The 18,912-nt window shown below is 59.0% G+C and carries 14 protein-coding genes and 1 pseudogene; 8 read left to right on the top strand and 7 right to left on the bottom strand.

Features of this window, described 5'->3' with window-relative positions; translation table 11 throughout:
• Nucleotides 1-89: 89 nt before the first annotated feature.
• From acs to RI444_RS01705, 6 genes are all read right to left on the bottom strand, one after another.
• On the bottom strand, nucleotides 90-2,135 hold the full coding sequence (gene acs, locus RI444_RS01730) for an acetate--CoA ligase (RefSeq protein WP_242703166.1): 2,046 nt from the start codon (nucleotides 2,133-2,135) through the stop codon (nucleotides 90-92).
• Nucleotides 2,136-2,217: 82 nt separating this feature from the next.
• Nucleotides 2,218-2,844 (bottom strand): DUF5134 domain-containing protein, encoded by a 627-nt coding sequence (locus RI444_RS01725; RefSeq protein WP_207605217.1) that lies wholly within the window; start codon nucleotides 2,842-2,844, stop codon nucleotides 2,218-2,220.
• A 149-nt stretch (nucleotides 2,845-2,993) separates the two neighbouring features.
• Nucleotides 2,994-4,931: a primary-amine oxidase gene (locus tag RI444_RS01720; RefSeq protein WP_207605218.1), complete on the bottom strand. Its 1,938-nt coding sequence runs from the start codon at nucleotides 4,929-4,931 to the stop codon at nucleotides 2,994-2,996.
• An 82-nt stretch (nucleotides 4,932-5,013) separates the two neighbouring features.
• Entirely contained in the window at nucleotides 5,014-5,436 is a 423-nt protein-coding gene (locus tag RI444_RS01715) for a DUF779 domain-containing protein (protein ID WP_207605219.1), read from the bottom strand.
• A 109-nt stretch (nucleotides 5,437-5,545) separates the two neighbouring features.
• Nucleotides 5,546-7,069 (bottom strand): aldehyde dehydrogenase family protein, encoded by a 1,524-nt coding sequence (locus tag RI444_RS01710; protein ID WP_207605220.1) that lies wholly within the window; start codon nucleotides 7,067-7,069, stop codon nucleotides 5,546-5,548.
• Between the two features lie 1,183 nt (nucleotides 7,070-8,252).
• On the bottom strand, nucleotides 8,253-8,924 hold the full coding sequence (locus tag RI444_RS01705; RefSeq protein ID WP_207605221.1) for a TetR/AcrR family transcriptional regulator: 672 nt from the start codon (nucleotides 8,922-8,924) through the stop codon (nucleotides 8,253-8,255).
• A gap of 654 nt (nucleotides 8,925-9,578) precedes the next feature.
• On the opposite strand from RI444_RS01705, the gene RI444_RS01700 reads away from it, so the two are divergent.
• The 7 genes from RI444_RS01700 (at nucleotide 9,579) to RI444_RS01670 (ending at nucleotide 16,661) form a co-directional block, all read left to right on the top strand.
• Nucleotides 9,579-10,589 carry a helix-turn-helix transcriptional regulator gene (locus RI444_RS01700; RefSeq protein ID WP_242703167.1) on the top strand — a complete coding sequence of 337 codons (1,011 nt, stop codon included), beginning with the start codon at nucleotides 9,579-9,581 and terminating at the stop codon, nucleotides 10,587-10,589.
• Nucleotides 10,590-10,891: 302 nt separating this feature from the next.
• Nucleotides 10,892-11,257, top strand: coding sequence for a hypothetical protein (locus tag RI444_RS01695; protein ID WP_207605222.1), 366 nt, complete (start codon nucleotides 10,892-10,894; stop codon nucleotides 11,255-11,257).
• A gap of 1 nt (nucleotide 11,258) precedes the next feature.
• Nucleotides 11,259-13,535, top strand: a complete 2,277-nt coding sequence (locus RI444_RS01690; RefSeq protein WP_207605223.1) for a LamG domain-containing protein — start codon at nucleotides 11,259-11,261, stop codon at nucleotides 13,533-13,535.
• A 970-nt stretch (nucleotides 13,536-14,505) separates the two neighbouring features.
• The gene (gene rraA, locus RI444_RS01685; RefSeq protein WP_207605224.1) at nucleotides 14,506-14,982 is read left to right on the top strand and encodes a ribonuclease E activity regulator RraA; all 477 of its coding nucleotides are present in this window, start codon (nucleotides 14,506-14,508) and stop codon (nucleotides 14,980-14,982) included.
• 746 nt (nucleotides 14,983-15,728) lie between these two features.
• Nucleotides 15,729-16,184 carry an ATP-binding protein gene (locus RI444_RS01680; RefSeq protein ID WP_242703168.1) on the top strand — a complete coding sequence of 152 codons (456 nt, stop codon included), beginning with the start codon at nucleotides 15,729-15,731 and terminating at the stop codon, nucleotides 16,182-16,184.
• Between the two features lie 57 nt (nucleotides 16,185-16,241).
• The gene (locus tag RI444_RS01675) at nucleotides 16,242-16,382 is read left to right on the top strand and encodes a hypothetical protein (RefSeq protein ID WP_168529485.1); all 141 of its coding nucleotides are present in this window, start codon (nucleotides 16,242-16,244) and stop codon (nucleotides 16,380-16,382) included.
• Nucleotides 16,383-16,478: 96 nt separating this feature from the next.
• Nucleotides 16,479-16,661 carry a hypothetical protein gene (locus tag RI444_RS01670; protein WP_069695567.1) on the top strand — a complete coding sequence of 61 codons (183 nt, stop codon included), beginning with the start codon at nucleotides 16,479-16,481 and terminating at the stop codon, nucleotides 16,659-16,661.
• Between the two features lie 218 nt (nucleotides 16,662-16,879).
• Here RI444_RS01670 and RI444_RS01665 read toward each other — a convergent pair.
• A pseudogene (locus RI444_RS01665) lies at nucleotides 16,880-17,850 on the bottom strand (aldehyde dehydrogenase family protein); the annotation flags it as partial.
• Nucleotides 17,851-18,058: 208 nt separating this feature from the next.
• On the opposite strand from RI444_RS01665, the gene RI444_RS01660 reads away from it, so the two are divergent.
• Nucleotides 18,059-18,877, top strand: coding sequence for a CPBP family intramembrane glutamic endopeptidase (locus RI444_RS01660; protein WP_179015267.1), 819 nt, complete (start codon nucleotides 18,059-18,061; stop codon nucleotides 18,875-18,877).
• Nucleotides 18,878-18,912 lie beyond the last annotated feature (35 nt).

Here is an 18,912-nt window from a genome sequence, read left to right as displayed (position 1 = left end):
TCTGGTCGACCAACGCTGCCGGACAATTCGTGGCAGTAGTGTTCTTATCGGAAAGTCCCTTCGGTAGGCCTTCCGAAAAGCAGTGGAACCTATCTGGTCGACACGAAAGGCCGCACCGAGGATCCGGAGGTTTTCGCCCCAGCCAGACTCTCCGCAATTTTTGTCATCACGGTGTTGTCGGCCAGGGTGGTGGCGTCTCCCGTGTCGCGGCCTTCTGCGATGTCCTTGAGGAGGCGGCGGACGATCTTGCCGGAGCGGGTCTTGGGCAGTTCCGGCACGATGAGCAGTTGCTTGGGCTTGGCGATGGGACCGATTTCCTTGCCCACGTGGTTGCGCAGTTCCAGCACGGTTTCGTCGCCCTTGTTGGTGGCGTCACCGCGAAGGATGACGAACGCGACGACGGCCTGTCCGGTGGTGTCGTCCGCGGCACCGACCACGGCTGCTTCAGCAACAGCGGGGTGGGAGACCAAGGCCGATTCGATTTCGGTGGTGGAGAGACGGTGGCCGGAGACGTTCATGACGTCATCCACGCGGCCCAGCAGCCAGACGTCGCCGTCTTCGTCCTTCTTGGCGCCGTCCCCCGCGAAGTACATGGCTTCGAACCGGGACCAGTAGGTGTCCTTGAACCGTTCCGGGTCGCCCCAGATGCCGCGGAGCATGGAGGGCCACGGTTCGCGGACCACGAGGTAGCCGCCCTCGCCGTTGGCCACCGAGGCGCCGTTTTCGTCCACGACGTCCACGGCGATGCCGGGCAGGGGAACCTGGGCGGAGCCGGGTTTGGTGGAGGTGACCCCGGGAAGCGGGGCGATCATCTGGGCACCGGTTTCGGTTTGCCACCAGGTGTCCACGATCGGGGCTGGATTGGCTTTCTTGCCGCCGTTGCCGCCGATGACCTTGCGGTACCACATCCAGGCTTCGGGGTTGATGGGTTCGCCCACGGAGCCCAGGACCCGGATGGCGGAGAGATCGTACTTGGCAGGGATCTCGCGTCCCCACTTCATGAACGTACGGATGGCCGTGGGGGCGGTGTAGAGGATGGAGACCTTGTACTTTTCGGCGATTTCCCACCAGCGGCCCTGGTGCGGGGAGTCCGGGGTGCCTTCGTACATGACCTGGGTGGCGCCGTTGATAAGCGGGGCGTAGGTTACGTACGAATGCCCGGTGACCCAGCCGACGTCGGCGGTGCACCAGTACACGTCCGTTTCCGGGTGCAGATCGAATACGGCCCTGTGCGTGTAGGCGGTCTGGGTCAGGTAGCCGCCGGTGGTGTGCAGGATGCCCTTGGGCTTGCCCGTGGTGCCGGAGGTGTAAAGGATGAATAGCGGGTGCTCGGAATCGTGCCCGACGGCGGTGTGCTCGCTGGGTGCCTTATCAACCGTTTCGGACCACCAGAGGTCGCGGCCGTCCACCCAGTTGACGTCTTCGCCGTTGCGCTTAACCACAACCACGTTGTTCACTGAGTGGCCGTCGCCGTTTTCCATAGCAGAGAGTGCTTCGTCCACGGCGGGCTTGAGCGGGGAGGGCTTGCCGCGGCGGTACGTGCCGTCGGCGGTGACCACGAGCTTGGCCTCGGCGTCCTCGATCCTGGACCGCAAAGCATCAGCGGAGAACCCTCCGAAGACCACGGAGTGGACCGCGCCGATCCGGGCGCAGGCAAGCATGGTGATGACGGCCTCGGGAATCATCGGCAGGTACACGGCCACCCGGTCGCCCTTGGCAACGCCCAGGGACTCGAAAGCGTTCGCGGCTTTCTTCACCTCTTCGGTGAGCTCCGCGTACGTGTACGTGCGGGTATCGCCCGGTTCGCCCTCGAAGTAGATCGCTACCCGGTCGCCCAGGCCATTCTCCACGTGCCGGTCCAGGGCGTTGTAAGCGGCATTGACCTCCCCGCCAACGAACCACTTTGCAAACGGCGGGTTGGACCAATCCAGCGCCTGATCGAAGTCCTTGCTCCACGTCAGAAGCTCACGCGCCTTATTCGCCCAGAACGCAGGCCGGTCCGCATCAGCTTTAGCGTACTCATCAGCCGTTACCACCGCATTCGCCGCGAACTCCGCAGACGGCGCAAACTTACGGTTCTCCTGAAGGAGATTCTCGCGAGTATCAGGCTGAGGTTGGATGTGGTTGGTGTTCAATTCTTCTCCTTTGAAGAGGCGGACATGGACTGCGGGACTGTGACTTTGCCCCGCCCTAAAGCAGCGAGGGCTATCGCTCCTTTTACGGCAGCATGGCCAGAAACATCATGGCCATCGCACCTGCACCCAGCGCCTCGATCGCATTTAGCGTCATCTTGTTTGGCGTCTTGGATGCTTCAACACGGGAAGGGGCCACAATAACGACCACCAGGAACAGTGTCGCTGCTCCAAAAAAAAGCACTGCTCCCCCATTGAGAGCCGGTCCAAGGTCGATCCCCCATGTGGCATTGGGGGCGATCGTACTTGCTGCGTGGTGGGCATGGGTCGGAGCTGCAGCGCTCATATTGGATGAAGCGGCAGCTGGCGTGGCCATCACTGTGGCCATGTACGCACCGGAAACCATTGTTATTCCGTGATATATGCATCTGGCCCGATCCTTCCCTCCGGTGCAGAGATTCCTGAATTCCGGACGGGCAACCGCCTGGACAATGAACCAGAACGCTCCGGAGGAGAGAAGCAGCACCGTCCCCAGTGTGACCCATTGCCCTTGGCGCCAGAATACTGCTGCCATAGAAAGGCTCATCATTGTGTGCAGGGCACTGTTCGTTTTGCCCACCAAACTAGGTGTAAGTAACACACCGACCGCGTGGTACGTTCCGGTAACCAACAGGATTCCTGTCAGCGTCCAATTGAAGATTTGATTATCCAACTCGGCTTGGCCTTCCAGCGCCCGTGACTGAATCCTGTTCCCGCGCCAACTGATGCGGAGATCAGTCTCCTAATGTCTGTTTCAGCTTGCTCGCACGCCGTCCTGCGGGCAGCCGAGGATGGCGCACGAGACGAAGCCGGAGAACACATTTAGTCCGCTTTGCAGCAGTGCGTGGGGGTTTCCTGCGCTCGGGCTTCAGTGCGTGGGAGATCCAGTGTGGGGTTCTGATCGAAGAATCCATGCGGCTGGAGCATGAACCCGACGTGCTGGCGTGGCATAACGGGCCAGTCCTCCAGGCGTACCACGTGGTGCATCCCGAAGGTGTACCAGACCACCAGGTCTTGGTCGGCGATGTTGCGGTTTGCCGCGGTCCAAATCGGCAGGCCGTCGCCCCCGGTGCTTTGGTTCGGATACTCACCTGCGGGGAATCGTTCAGAACGCTCGTAGGCTGTGACCCACAGGTTGTTACGGGCGAACTGGGCCCGCTGGCTTACGTATGAGTTCTCATCGGCGGCGAGCGTGATCGCATCGGTAGGCATAAGCCGGTAGGCAACGGGTTCGTCCACGAGGTTTCGGCTGTTGTGGTTGACGATCTTCCAGAAGCGATGCTTGCAGCTGTCGGCTTTCCGAATGGCCTGCTGCTCCGTTTCGAGAAGGCGATCTACCGTGTAGAAGGCGCTTAGAGTGGGGTTGTCGGTAGGGATTTCGGTGTCGACTTCATAGACCGCATTCTGCGGGCCGTCGAGTTCGAAGTCCATGCGGACGTTGAAGATGTGCTGGTGGATCGGAGCGTAGAGACCGTCGTTGTTCAGGGTCTGGCCGTACTTGTTCTTTGATCCTGCCGCCTGGCCGGCGGTTGAAAGGATGCCGGTGGCCTTTACCAGGAATTCGATTGTGCCATCCAGGTAGAGGTGCCAGTAGAAGCCGTATTCGTAGTTGGCGACAGTGGCGATGAACGAAATGACGAGTTTGCGCGAACGCCTGACCTCAGCAGAGTTGTTACGGAAGTCGAAGTGCTTCCACATGATGCTGTCGTCTTCCTCGTGCATGCAGACAGCATTCTTGATAGTCATGGGATTTCCGTAACTGTCCGAAACGATGCCATCGAAGTACTGGATTTCGCCCAGGCAGTCGCAGCCGAGCCTCAGCGAGTTCGCCATGACGCCGATGTTGTACTCGCCGGCGTCGAAGGCGTTCTTTTTGGCTTGCACCGGTGAGGGGTCCCCATAGGGCACAACCATTTCAACGAGGGAGGCCCTGTTGATGACGGAACGGTCCTGATCCTTATCCCGGAACTTCATCTGGTGAAGGACGAGTCCCTCACGCGGTGTGAAACCAACGCGGAATGACCAGTTGGCCCATTGGACGTGGTTTCCGGTGACAGCGAACGATGGCCCCTCCGGCTGGGTGATTTCGATGGGTTTAATGTCGTCACGGGCAGGTCCAACGTGTTGGGGAAGGTAGTTGCCGGCAGCCTTGGGCACGTCGATGAAGCCGTTGTCTTCGATCTTTACGACCTCTCCGGAGTTAAGGTCATAGATCAGGACGAGATTCTCGGCGGGGTGTGCATACGGGTTGTCGTCCGCGTCAAGCCTCGTAAAGACCAGGCAGCGCATCAGTCGTCTGCCTTCGGCATCGGCACCGAAGTAGCCGGCGGACCATGGTTCAATGCAGACCAGGTCGAGGTCTGTCATGCCACGGTCTGCGAGTACCTCCACGACGCGGGGGTCTTTCTTGCAGTTGACTTCACATTCTTCGAATTCGTCCAGCATGATCGGCGGTTGGACGCCGTGGCTGAGTTCCGTCCATTGGGTGACGGTATTTGACTCGAGGTCAACTACAGCTTCATAAGCCAGCCCTGTTGCCCGATCGATGAGGACGGAGTCGGCCTCCCGGGCAGGAAGGGTGCCGGATCGGAGTGTCTCTTTGGAGGGTTCACGCAGTTCAACGCTCACGAATCGGAAGGTCTGGGCAGCGGCGGGTCCTTCCCTCAGGATCGATACCGCTTGGGAGATTTCGTCCCGGGAAAGCGGGTCCAAGGGATGGGTGATGCTGACAGACGTCGGGGCTTCACTGTTGAGGGTCATGTCTTTCTCCTTGACATATGCCGGTAGGCGGGTTCGTAAGCTGCATCTCTTTGGCAGAGCGTTGGTGTTGGTGAGCGCTTCTTTAGGCGGGCCAGTCCATCAGCCGAGAACGGATGAGGAAGCGCTTGTCTTGGGGTGATTCCAACGAGAATCCGCTTCCTCGACCTACCGCCACATCGACTGTGAGGTGGGTGTGGCTCCAGTAGCTGAATTGCTCCTTGGACATCCAGAAATCCACGAATTGGGGAGCAGGATTAGAGCGGCCATCGCGGATGGAAATGTCGAACCGTCCCAGTAGTACGTCTATCTCCCCGGTCAGAAAGTCGCTAGCGGGATAGCACATGGGAACTGAGCCGTCGCAGCAACCGCCGGACAGATGGAACATGAGGGGTCCGTGCTGCTCCCACAGTTTCCTCAGCAGCGCCACTGACTCTGCGGTGAGCGCCACCCTGGAGAAATGCTCCCCAGGGAGAGTCGCTGAGGCCTCGATCCGAGTCATTGTCATGGGTGAACCCCCTGATCGCTTGTGGCAAATGCTTGATGTGGCGTGGTCAACGTAAAGAATTGGTGCGGTGGGGCCCGGACGCGTCGGGCCCCACCGTGTCCAAGAGGGCTTAGAAGAAGCCGAGTTTGTTCTCGTTGTAGCTGACCAGCAGGTTCTTGGTCTGCTGGTAGTGGTCCAGCATCATGGCATGGTTCTCACGGCCGATGCCCGATGACTTGTACCCGCCGAACGCCGCTCCCGCAGGGTAGGCGTGGTAATTGTTCACCCACACACGTCCTGCCTGGATTTCCCGCCCGGCGCGGTAGGCGACGTTGCCGTTGCGGGACCACACCCCGGCCCCTAGGCCATAAAGGGTGTCGTTCGCGATGCCGATCGCATCGTTGTAGTCGCTGAACTTCGTCACGGACACCACGGGACCGAAGATCTCCTCCTGGAAGATCCGCATCCGGTTGTGGCCTTCGAAGATGGTGGGCTGGACGTAGTAACCGCCGGCCAGGTCACCGGACAGCTCGGCCCGGGCGCCGCCGGTGAGGACCTTGGCGCCTTCCTGTTTGCCGATGTCAATGTAGGAAAGGATCTTCTCCAACTGGTCGTTGGAGGCCTGTGCGCCCACTTGGGTGTCGGTGTCGAGCGGGTTGCCCTGGATGATCTTGTTGGTCCGGGCGACGACGTCCGCCATGAAGGTGTCGTAGATGCCTTCTTGGACCAACGCACGGGAGGGGCATGTGCACACTTCACCCTGGTTGAAGGCGAAAAGCGTGAAACCTTCCTGGGCTTTGTCATAGAAGGCGTCGTTCTGCGCGGCAACGTCGTCGAAGAAAATGTTCGGGCTCTTGCCGCCAAGTTCCAGCGTGACGGGGATGAGGTTGTTGGAGGCGTATTGGCTGATCAACCGGCCCGTAGTGGTTTCGCCGGTGAAGGCGATCTTCCGGATCCTGGAACTGGAAGCGAGCGGCTTGCCCGCCTCTACGCCGAACCCGTTGACCACATTCACCACGCCCGCGGGCAGCAGGTCACCGATGAGTTCGATCAGGACCAGGATGGACGACGGCGTCTGCTCCGCAGGCTTGAGGACCACGGCGTTGCCGGCAGCGAGAGCAGGGGCGAGCTTCCACACCGCCATGAGGATGGGGAAGTTCCAGGGGATGATCTGCCCTACAACGCCCAGCGGCTCGTGGAAGTGGTAGGCCGTGGTGTCGTCATCGAGCTGTGAGAGGTGGCCTTCCTGGGCGCGGATGGCCGAGGCAAAGTAGCGGAAGTGGTCAGCGGCCAACGGAATGTCCGCGTTGAGGGTTTCGCGGATCGGCTTGCCGTTATCCCAGGTTTCCGCCACCGCCAGCAGCTCGACGTTCTCATCGATGCGGTCCGCGATCTTGTTCAGAATGGCAGCACGTTCGGCCGCTGAGGTCTTGCCCCAGGACGGCGCGGCCTTGTGTGCCGCGTCCAACGCCAGCTCGATGTCCTCGGCCGTTCCCCTTGCAACCTCACAGAAAGCCTTGCCCGTCACGGGGGTGATGTTCTCGAAGTAGCCGCCCTTGACCGGCGCAACCCATTCCCCGCCGATCCAGTTCTCGTAACGGTCCTTGAAAGTGACCTTCGAACCCTCTGCACCTGGCTGTGCATAAACAGTCATTCTTTCTCCTGAATCTGGAATGCCTCATCATTGAGGTACGATTACAAAATATCCACATGAAAACAGAAATCCGCGGTCTTGGGTTACTCGATGCGGCCTAGATTCAAAGACCTTAAGACAATCATTAGAATTGCCTGAGGTTCATGAACTTTCCATCGGCCAGGTTCCGGGATGTCCTCGGATACTTGGAGGACATCAATGATCTTATGACTCCAATTGCCTCTGGAAAATCCGTCAACTGACGTACGTGCGTCATCCTATTGGAGTGGTAAAGACATATGGCGTCGGATTGACGTGGAGTTGATGACGTCCTGTGAGACGTCAGTATCAGCATCCGACGGGTGCCGATGGTGATGATGGAGCAGGGAAAGGCCGGGCCTTCCGAGGCCCAGATGAGGCGTGCCGTCATCATTCAGCATGAACTGCAGACTTAGGCGATCAGCTCCGTGTGCAGCGTCGGCAGCCCTCATTAACGCAAGATGCTGGAATTCTTGCGAAAAGCTGCTGGGGCATCCGGTTTTCCCGGACGCGTAGTCTTCGCTTAGTAGATCGAGTTGGTTGGAGAACTTTACTAGCTGATCAGCGTTTGCTTCGGCCGTTCGACCTGAATGAGCATACTGCTCAACAAGTCAAAGTGAGCAGGCAAGGAACGGATATTAGCCGGGTTCCAGTCTGTCAACGCCCGTCTGCGTTCGGTACGGCAACAATGCAAGGAAGGTTTTACTGCTTGTCCGCATATTCCGTCCTGGCGGCAGTGGCTAGCCAGCGGGTCCAGTATTAAACGGCTTGGCCAAGAGCGATATTAACGTCTGTGGCGGCCGGCACCCTTCTATGGGAGGGGGACCAAGTTAGCTCGAAATCCAAACACTCATCCTCTTGAGACGGTGAAGCTTCCTTCGTGCAAGTGCGGGTAAGGCAGCGCGAGGTAAGGTTAGCGCATGCGAGAGCGTCCGGGCCGGCAAGCCTCTAACACCTCCGAGCGGGGCTTTCCGTTTATCAAGGGAACGGCTGACCCAAGGGAGTTTTTGCCATATCCTGGCAGGATTCTGAGATCCTGACGCATTTGCCTACGCAGGTGAGCGAACTCTCCCGACAGGGCGAAGCAGTCCACTTTTTCCGTCCGCTTCAGTCCCGGGGTCTTGCGCCATGCTGGGCTTGGACATTGAAAAACGAGGGAGCGTGCCTACGCGTCGGCAGTCAAGGGGAGGCCATCGTATTTCATGGTGGGAAGGGCGCTCTGCAGCATCCTCACTGATTCCTCGGTCAGTATTCCTTCGTTTGGATCGTCATCAAAGGACAGCCATTGCAGCATGAGACCATCCAGAACGCCGATCAGCATCCGCGAAAGGGTCTGGATGTCGACGTCCAGTTCTTTGTCAGTCCTGACTTCCCGAAGCAGTTGAGTGCAACCGTCCAGGTACCTGCGGTAGACGCGGCGAGCCAGGTGGCGGGAGTCTGAACTTCGCAGAGACCATACTGTAAGTTCATAGGTTGCCAGTTGCATGTCACGGCTACTTTGGAACCATCTTGCGAAGGAGCGCGTGATGTCGGCGACACCTTGGTGGAGGCCGACGTCCTGCCGGACGCTGGCGCCAACTTCTGCGAAGCCTGCACCGGTTATGGCTTCGTAGACGGCATGAAACAGATCTTCCTTCGTTGCAAAGCAGTAATGAAGGCTGGCAGTGGGAAGATCTGCCATTTCAGCGATACGGCGGGTCGTCGCCCGCGCCACACCCTCCCTGCTTATCACGAGGATTGCCGCCTCTACGAACTGTCTGCGGCGATAGCTGATCGGTTGATGCTCCTGGCGCACTTTGGTCTCCTTGTCATCGTCCTCGAACCAAGGTTGCGTCAACTACTTGAACTCCTCTTGCCCAGTGTACTTGATCAGATGGCCATCTTCGCGAGTTTATTCTGGTTCTTCAATCTGCGGCGCCGCCGCGCCCGGGCTTCCTGAAGGCCTGGGCTTTCGCTATGTCTGCTCCGCGGTCGGTCCGTATTCTGGCGAGGGCTGCTTACCGGCCTGTGGATACCATGCGGGGCTCTTGGCCAAGCCAGCTGACCTTGGACTACAAACTGTCGTTCGCCACCTTGGACAATTGCGGGGTCTGGCATGCTCACGTATCGTGAAAAACTCTTGACCATGTGGCCAACTCGAAAATAAACTTGCCATGTGATCAGCAGGTCACCATGACTGAGGGAAGCCCATGACCAGGGATGAAGCTTATGAGCGATGCCTGAAGGGTCGTACGTGGAGTTTTACGGCGGCCAGTGGCTCGTCGTCCCATTCGCCCCGGTGCAGCAACCTCCGTTTTTTGTTTGCCTGCTTGAGGGCAGCGGTACGCCGCGGTCTTGACTTCAGACCCGTGGTTGGCATGCCCTGACGGAGCAATATTTTGATCGACAGCGATGCCATCTGGCCAAGTCCAGTGGCGTCATCCTGAGCAATGGTGTCGCGGCGTCAAGCCGTCCGGGGGAGCACCGCTAGTACCCGGTTGGAGGCAATGCGTTGACTATCGAGGCCGTTCTGCCAAGCATGGTTGGGGACTGGGGCGAAACTCACAACGTCCAGGACGACATACTTGCTCGAGCAGCAGCTGCTACCCGGACCTTGAGCAATCTGATTCCATGGGCGGGCTACGCCCTTTGCGGCTGGGATGCCGGTTCCGGTGACCACCGGCATGTGACACTAGCCAGCCAAGGCTACTCAGCGGCGGTGTTGGACCACATGAACGGCGAATTCGTCGAGAACAATCCCGCCTTTAACCTGCTGCACCTTCGAGTGCCTCGAGCACTGAGGTGGTCGGATCTTCGACGAGACTGGGATATTGACTTTCCTGTCACGGCCGCGGCTGAGGAGTTCCTGATCCCTTCCGGTTACCGTGAGGGAACTACGATGTGCCTGAGGTTGCCCGACGGGCGATACACGGGGTCTTTACATGTGAGCTGGGAGTCTGAGAGAGACGCGCGCGATGAGGTTCGCGACATTATAGAAGGCTTCCGCCCCATACTTGCCCTTGTCTGCGACCTGCTCGGTGCTCCGCAGCTGAACGTCGAGCGCATCGGCCCCCAAGGGCATGCCGCCTTGATCACTACTGATGGCAAGGTAATGGAGATGCCCGGTAGATCCTCCGGGCCTCTTCTGGGTCCGGACGGTTTGGTGGGGCGTCTCGTAAGCAGGCACGGCAAGAAACCCGGACGCCGCCGATACCTTTGGGCGGACCCAGATGGCCTCTGTCACCGAATTGACACGTTCCCATGCTACGGCGGCACTGCGCTTGTGACTGAGACGGTAATCCCCTGGCCGTTTGGTCTCACTGTTCGCGAGGCGCAGGTCCTGCACTTGGTGGCAAGCGGCCTATCGAATCCTCAAATCGCGGCCGCGCTCCGCATTAGTCCACGGACCGTGTCCACACACGTTGAGCATCTGCTTGAAAAGTTGAATTGTGTTTCAAGGTCTCAACTTGCGGTCACCGCTGTGAGAGCGAACGTGCTGCTCCTTGAGGACCCCACAGCGTAAGACTCTGGCTTGAAGAAAAAGATCGCGTCTTGGAGGCTTGCGACCGACGGCTTTTTGGGCGGCCGGCGATCCCATCAAACCACCCGATGCCTTCGTCAATAATTCTGAGTCCGCTGCACCGAGCAGACAATCGCGCTTCGTCGGCCATCGTAAGCTGCCCGACCCTGTGTCCGGATACCAGCTGCGGTCGCCGGGCTTACGCGCGACGACCACTTGATGCACTTTCCGGACGTGGGTCAACTGACGTATTGATCCTGTCTTTCCTTGGCACCAGAGTGTAATCAACGAAAGGAGCTGTAACCATGGCAGACACAACATCCCAGCCCGTAGACAGGCAATTGCAGGTTTATGAGAACTGGGGAAAAAAGCAACGTAAAGCTATCCGGGCACTTATATCCGACAGCCTCATCGAAGAGCACCGCACCAAACCGTTGGGTCAGCATTCCGATAATTTGGAACGGGTACTGCAGTACTTTCGGCGCCAACCCCAGGAGGGGAAGTACATCGGCGTGATGACCAAACCGTGGGAAGAATATCGCATCGGTGTGCTCTCAGGAGTGCGAGGTCAGCCCGCGGAGATTCTCATGGACGAGAGTTTTCCCACTGAAGAGGCCGTTCTTCACGGCATCTTTCTTCGCCGCATACGTGACCTGATGAAGGGTGATTGACATGACCATATTGAAAGACACTTCGATACGGGGCTACGCCGACCGATTCTCCGTGGCCCCCGGCGAGACTATTGAATTTAAGGTGAGCAGTGTCAAGCCCGGTACCTATCGCGCCGATATCGTTGAACTGATCAACGGAGACATTAACCCAGAAGGTCCCGGCCTCTTGGAGGTAACCGCGGCAGCTCTCAATGGCGAGTATCAGGCAAGGTTCCAGGAGACCGACCCCGGGTCATATGTGGTGGTCAATGACGATGGACGCCTGAGCTTTAGCGGCGCGTTCACGCTGCACGCTTTCATCTGCCCCACGACACCCCAGAACGAAAACCAGATCGTGATGGGCCGTTTCTCGGAACGAGAGCATGCCGGCTATGCTTTGGCCATTCAGAGCGGCAAGTTGTCTCTCCTCGTGGGAGATGGCGAAAAGACCTCAGTGTTCCAGAGCAACTCACTACTTCATCGCAAGTGTTGGTATTCCGTCGCGGTGAGCTATGACCCAGATTCCCGCCAGACTACTTTGTACGTTCGATCGGTGGTCAACTCCGTCAACAGCCTCTTGTCGCCGATCGTGCCCATCACAGGGGAGGGAGTCACCAATGGAACACTTGACGCGGCTCCTGCCCACAGCGGTGGTCCGTTCGTGATCGCGGGTTGCCCGGTTTCAAGTACGTCATCAACCATTGACTCTCATTACAACGGAAAGATCGACTCCCCCAAAGTTTGGGATAGGGTACTTTCCGTTGAGGAGCTCGACTCGATTACCAACGGTGGTGCTCCGGCCACTGCCGGTCTCGTCGCCCACTGGGATTTCAGCGATGGCATAGGTCCTGATGGAATCACTACAGACCAAGCATCGGATATCGGTCCGTTCAACCTGCACGGTGAATGCGTCAACTTCCCTGCACGGGCGATGACCGGGTGGAACTGGCAAGGCCGCGAAGAAAACTTCGCTCATGCACCAGAGGAGTACGGCGCAATCCACTTCCATGATGATGACCTGGAGGATTGCCGGTGGGACACGGACATCGCATGGCAGGTTCCCGAGGATTTCCGATCAGGCATCTATGCCCTGAGGCTTGTCCAGGAAGAAGCCGAGGACTGGATCCCGTTCTTCATCCTCGCACCGCGGGGCACGGCGAAAGCCCGAGTGCTCATGCTCGTTCCCACCACCAGTTACTTGGCCTACGCCAACGAGCACTTCAATGACATTTCGGTCGCGCAGTCCATCTTTGGACGCACTGCAATCATCAACGAGCTCGATTTCTGGTTGCATGAACACAACGAGTTCGGTCTCTCCACTTACGACACCCACACAGATGGCAGCGGCTGCCACTACTCGTCGTATTTGCGTCCCATCGTCAATCTGCGGCCACAGTTCCGTACGGCATCCGGCGGTCCGTGGCAATTCCCAGCTGATCTCCACCTTTCAGCGTGGCTCCATGCACAAGGCATCGAATTTGATGTAGCAACTGACCGCGAACTTCATGATGAAGGCGCTGAACTTCTGAAGCGCTACAAGGTCGTTCTCACCGGTTCGCACCCGGAATACTATTCGGGACCAATGCTTGATGCTTGGGAGAGCTATCTGGCCTCGGGCGGAAGGGGCATGTACCTGGGCGCCAACGGTTTCTACTGGATAGCTAACTGGCACCCCGAGAAACAGCACCTCATGGAAGTTCGGAAGGCGGAGTTTGGTTCACGCGCCTGGCAGGCAGAGCCTGGCGAGTATTACCTTCAGACCAATGCTGAGCGGTCCGGGCTGTGGCGTGGCCGGGCTCGCCACCCGCAAAAGGTATTTGGGACCGGGTTCACATCAGAGGGGTTCGACGAATCCTCGTACTACGTCCAGATGCCGGACGCCCGCGACCCGCGGGCTGATTTCATCATGGAGGGCATTGCCCCTGATGAGAAGATCGGCGATTTTGGTCTCGTTGGTGGCGGCGCAGGAGGAAGTGAGCTCGACCGGTACGATCTGTCGCTAGGGACTCCACCGCAGACCTTGCTTCTTGCGTACAGCGAGGGCCACTCGGACAACTATCCAAGGGTGGTAGAGGAAATCCTCTTCAACATCCCCATGGTCGGTGGAACCATGGACCCGAATGTACGGGCCGACATCACCTACTTCACCACCAAAGAAGGAGGTGGAATGTTCTCCTCCAGCTCCATCGCCTGGTGCGGCTCGCTGCTGGAAAACGATTGCAACAACAACGTCTCCAAGATGACTGAGAACGTTATACGCAGATTCATGTCGGACGAGCCGCTACCTTCGCTGGACTAAGGCCAACTCCTAATTACCAGCCTTTGGAGAGTGGTGCTCGCACGCGAGCATCACTCTCCGACCACCATCTGGCCTGGCTTACCAAACCCTGTCTCACAGACGACGCCCTATGCATTTCGGCGTCCCCAGTTTCAAGTTCTTCCGAGCTTTGGAGGCAAACATGCGAGAAGAAGAAGTCCCAAATCCGCAGATCGACAAGGGTGAACACGTCCTGATGTGCCAGTTAAGCGCCCCTGCCGGCGAGGATCCCAGCATGGTCCGTTCTGGATGCGGCGGCGCAACGTGCCCTGGACTCTGTGCTTCATCGCTGTCGGGACGCGTCGCCGTTCAAATTAGGACTAGGAAGAATTTTGACATCTGACCCGTTGCCAGAGAGGTCAAGTAGAGCAAAACGGGTACTCTTGGGCACAAGTAGCCACAAGCAGATGAGTTCTGCGCCGTCCTACGGAAAAATCGCAACATACAGATTCGACGTCGAAACCGCATCGCAATTGGATCACGAACTCACTTGGATAATCGAGGCGGAACTAGAAAGAGCAAGCCGCCATCATCATTGCGGTCTCTCCCTTACGCGGCATGAAACACATACCTTCACACTTGCGGTCAGCGGAAAGGTGCCGCCGTGGGAAGTGCAGGAGAATGACGCATGGATGAAGATTTCCAGTATGTAATAGCGGCGGCGTGTCGGGTTGAATGAAGATTTTGGATTTAAATTGGCTTGGAATATCAGGAATTCCCGACCAATGAAAATGTGACTAAGTGCCCCGAGTTAGTGCTTTCACTATGAAGAGAAGAAGACATAATTCCGAATGCTCCGCTAAAAGAAGGCCTCAAATGCTGGAAAGTGGTTCAAAGGAGCCTAACCCCTTCGAGTGCGGATCCGCCTGGCGGGTAGGTCCCCCTTCTGGCAGTTCAACGTTCCTCACATCAGTTGGCGCCAAGAACTGAAGGGTGCTTATCAAGGAGGACCATGACAAACGAAGCCATCAGCACAGCGGACCTTTACGATGAACGCGGAGAAAACCTCCAATCCCTCGCCATACAATTTATGTCGCTGGGCGGAAAATCCCATTTTTCGGGGCCCGCTAGAACAGTCCGCTGCTTCGAGGACAACGCGCTTCTCAAATCGGTCGTGTCGTCCGCCGGCGACGGCGCCGTCCTCGTCGTGGACGGAGGCGGATCGCTTTCCTGCGCACTAATGGGCGACGTGATCGCCGAAATTGCGGCGTCCAACGGCTGGTCCGGGGTGGTTATCAACGGCGCCATACGCGATCGTGAGGCAATTTCGAGGCTTCCGATCGGCGTGAGGGCATTGGGCAGCAACCCCAGGAAGAGCACGAAAGCAGGCACAGGCGATACTGATGTGGAAGTGAACCTCTACGGAGTCGTAGTTAGGCCGGGCGCCATGGTGTACTGCGACCTCGATGGGATTTTGGTGGAGCGATGAGGGGGCGTAGTCAAACGCGAGCCAGCCACCCCAGGCAAACTTGTGCGAACAGAGACCGAGGACCACGTAACCAAAGACACCCCCTGAATTGCAGGGACTCCCGGAGTCACCCCCAGTTCCTTCCCAAGCTCTCGAGGTTGAATGAAGGTTCTTGCCGGTGCCTTACGGGTAAGTACCGTGTAGTCAGGCGCATCCAGAACAGGACCGGCGTAAACACCTGTTGCCCAGAGGCGCTCATGCCATAGAAGGATCCATTACTGGCGTGCTTGTAATACGGCCCAAGAGCTAACGGCGCCTTATAACCATCTGAGGACCCTGTTCGAAGTTCTGCTGATCCGGGTCGTTGTCTACGTGATCTCCCGGACTTAGTGAGTGCTGGGAGATGGCTCAGTTAAGGGCACACCCCAGCCGGACGACAGACGCTGCCGACATCATCGCCAAAGTAGGGGTCACATGCGGGCCGCCAGGTCGAGAAGCTCCCAGACCTCAAGCCCGACGCACATAAGATGCACACGACATATGGGTGCTTATCGGCGCTTCACGATCCCCGCCGTGGCCAGAAAGTGCCGACTGGCGTGTTTACTCTCGTCGCGGGTCTGGCCTGCAGGTGCTCGCGGCCGGGTCTGATTGATCTGCACACCGGCCTGCTGGGTAGTTTGCCGCGAAAGCAGTCTGAGAGTCGGAGTTGGAGGAGCCAAGACATGGCTTGGGTCACGTAGACTCACAAGGACTCACAAGGATCCCTGATGATGAACCCTTTCCGGCCGACAGCCGGCGCCACTCCCCCTGAACTTATTGGCCGCGAGGGCACACTGGATGAATTTGAGTATGGCTTGCAGATTGGCTCGGGAGCGCCCGGATTGCTGACCATCATCACAGGCGCCCGCGGCATCGGCAAGACAGCGCTGCTCGGCGCAGCCCAGGATAAGGCCGTCCAGCAAGGGTGGGTCGTTGCCGAGACGGCCACCTCTGGATTCATCGGACGGATCGGCGAAACCATGCGACTGCACTTGGAAGAACTTGGCAAAGGCCCCGCTCAGCGGAGGATCACGGCCTTGGGGGTGGCAGGTTTCACCGTGACCACCCAGCTGCCGCCGGAGCAGGGTTCCGGGACGCCGGGGCTTTTGACCATCATCACGGGCTCCAGGGGCATCGGCAAGACCGTGATGTTGAATGAGGCGGAAGGCATCGCACGCGAGTAAGGGTGGGCCGTCATTTCCCGGACAGCAACTCCCGGCTTCCTGGGCGGGGTTGGTGACATGCTGCACCTTCTCGATGAGCTCGGGGATGGCCCTCCGTCGCGGAAGATCACCGCCTTCTCCGCAGCGGGGTTCGGGCTCACCACCCAGCTGCCGCCGACGTCCAGCACTTCATCCGCGAAGGGCTGCCCGTCGGGTTGATCTTCGCCGGCCTGCCAGCTCGTTGGATACTTCCTCTGGCTGGAAGCGGGCAAGGCAGGGTGGGCTCTCGATGAGGACCGCGCGTTCCTGGATGCCGTGGCCGCCCAAGACGGCCCCTCCGTGGCCGGCAAGATCGGCGCGATCCTGAAAGCCAAACCCAACGTGGTGTCCAAGTACCGGAAACGGCTCATTGCCGCGGGCCTGATCGAGTCCGCCGGCTACGGGAAAGTCGATTTCGCAATCCCCGGGTTGAGGCAGTACCTCCGCGACCAGGGATGAGCTAGCTCCGAATTGCCTGATCGCGCTAATAGGTCTGCCCGAACGGCACATCAGGTGACAGGGCCACTGAATAGTGTTCGAAGCTATACCGGATGACAAGCACTCCATCGCTCCCCTTTGTTCGCGCGTCCCTTTGGGCCGCGCGAACTGCGGCTTCCAGCTTTTCGTCGATCTCAGCTGGTTGCTTGACTCGAATGTCCGTGAAAATCTGCATGAGGAATCTCCTGGCGGAGGATCGCTGCATCCTTGGGAACGTTCGCCAGGACGGTGGGCGGGTAGAAGTAGCCGGGGCCGTCCGCAGGACTCCCGCCAGTCAGGGCGGTAGCTCCGGCGTCGACGGCGGCAGTCACCAAGGCGTGCACGTCGGCGCGGGCGCCGGCGTCGATCAGCGGCCCGACCTGGGTAGTGGGCGCGGTTCCCCGGCCTACGCTCAGGGACCCCATGGCCGCGGCGAACTTGCGCGTGAATTCCGCGGCAACAGCTTCGTGCACCAGGAACCGGTTGGCGGCCGTGCAGGCCTCCCCCATGTTCCGCATTTTCGCGGCCATGGCCCCTTCGACGGCTTTGTCCACGTCGGCGTCCTCGAACACGATGAACGGAGCGTTTCCGCCCAGTTCCATGGACGACCGCAGGACATTGCCTGCCGCGTCCGCCAAGAGTCGCTTGCCCACCGGCGTCGACCCCGTGAAGGAAACCTTCCGGAGCCGCGAGTCCCTCATCAGGGGGCCGGAGATGCCGGAGGCAGAAGAGGACGCAACGACGTTGAGGACGCCTGCCGGAAGCCCGGCGTCGAGCATGGTCTGGGCGAAGTACTGAGCCGTCAGGGGCGTGAGCTTGGCGGGTTTGAGGACCATGGTGCAACCGGCCGCACAGGCGCCACTTTGCGGGTGGCCATCGCCAAGGGGAAGTTCCAGGGCGTGATCAGCAGGCAGGGACCAACCGGCTTCTGCTGAACCAGGATCTTGTTCTTGCCTTCCGGCGTGGTCAGGTACCGTCCGTAGTCCCGGAAGGCCTCCTCCGCGAACCAGCGCAGGAATTCAGCACCGTAGGTGACCTCGCCCCGGGCTTCTGCCAAGGGTTTGCCCATTTCCAAGGTCATCAACAGGGCGAACCCGTCCGCCCTCTCGGTGACGAGTTCAAAGGCACGGCGAAGGATCTCGGACCTGACACGCGGCGCCGTCGCGGCCCAGAATCCGCCGTCCGCCGTTCTGGTCGGTGCCCGGCGGCTTCTCTGCCAGTACCGTTATCGGTTCCTCTTGGAGTATTCACATCGTTGTGCGTACGCATTCCGTACAGCTCTTGCGCATTTCGTACGGTAGTTCCAGATTGGAAATAAACTTGAGATGTCAATCACTTTGATCCAGCCGGAAATGTGATCGTCCTGACATGCTGGAGTAGTGACGAACCTTTCGACTGAAGTGCCGCGGACAGCCCTCACGTGGAAGCTGCTGCCCGCGGCCCTTCTCTCCGCTTCCGCAGTGCCGCTGTTTGCCATCCGCGATGACGCAGCGGGGTATTCACTGCTCGCCCTCAGCCTGGTGACGGCAGCGTTCATTGATCGTCAGCTTCTACGGCATCTGGCCTTGGTAGCGGCAGGCGTGGTGATCATCAGCCTCGTCCCGCTCAACGCGGACCTCAGCCTGGAACACATGGCCCTGATGGGGGGCGCTTTGGCCTTGGCGGTACTGGTTCCCTGGCTTGTTTCGCGCTTCATCTACCAGGAAAAAATCATCCGGTTCCCCGTCAACACAGGCCGGAAGTGGCCGCTCGCAGCAAAACTTTACCTGGCGGGAGTAGTAGCGCTCGGCTACTTCATCCTGCCCGCCTACCTGATCAATACGGGCGTGTACACGAACTGGCCGGACGCCTCGGACCCCACCATCTTCTGGCGGCTGTTCCTTGGCGTGAACACTGTGGGAATCTGGGACGAGCTGTTCTTCATCTGCACAACATTCACCCTGTTGCGGCAGCACTTTCCGGACTGGCTGGCGAACCTGCTGCAGGCCGTGGTGTTCTCATCATTCCTGTGGGAGATCGGCTACCAGGCCTGGGGGCCGCTGCTGACCTTCCCCTTCGCTCTGCTGCAGGGCTACACGTTCAAGCTGACCAAGTCGTTCACCTACGTGGTGTCAGTGCACTTGATCTTCGACTTTGTGCTGTTCCTTGCCTTGGTGCATGCCCACAACCGCGACTGGCTTCCGATCTTCATCTATTGAGGACGCGGCTCTCCCGGAACTGCTGCGCCCCCGGA

The organism is Paenarthrobacter sp. AT5 (genome assembly GCF_032764245.1).
GTDB lineage: Bacteria > Actinomycetota > Actinomycetes > Actinomycetales > Micrococcaceae > Arthrobacter > Arthrobacter ureafaciens.
This window is presented reverse-complemented; position numbering and strand designations above follow the sequence as displayed.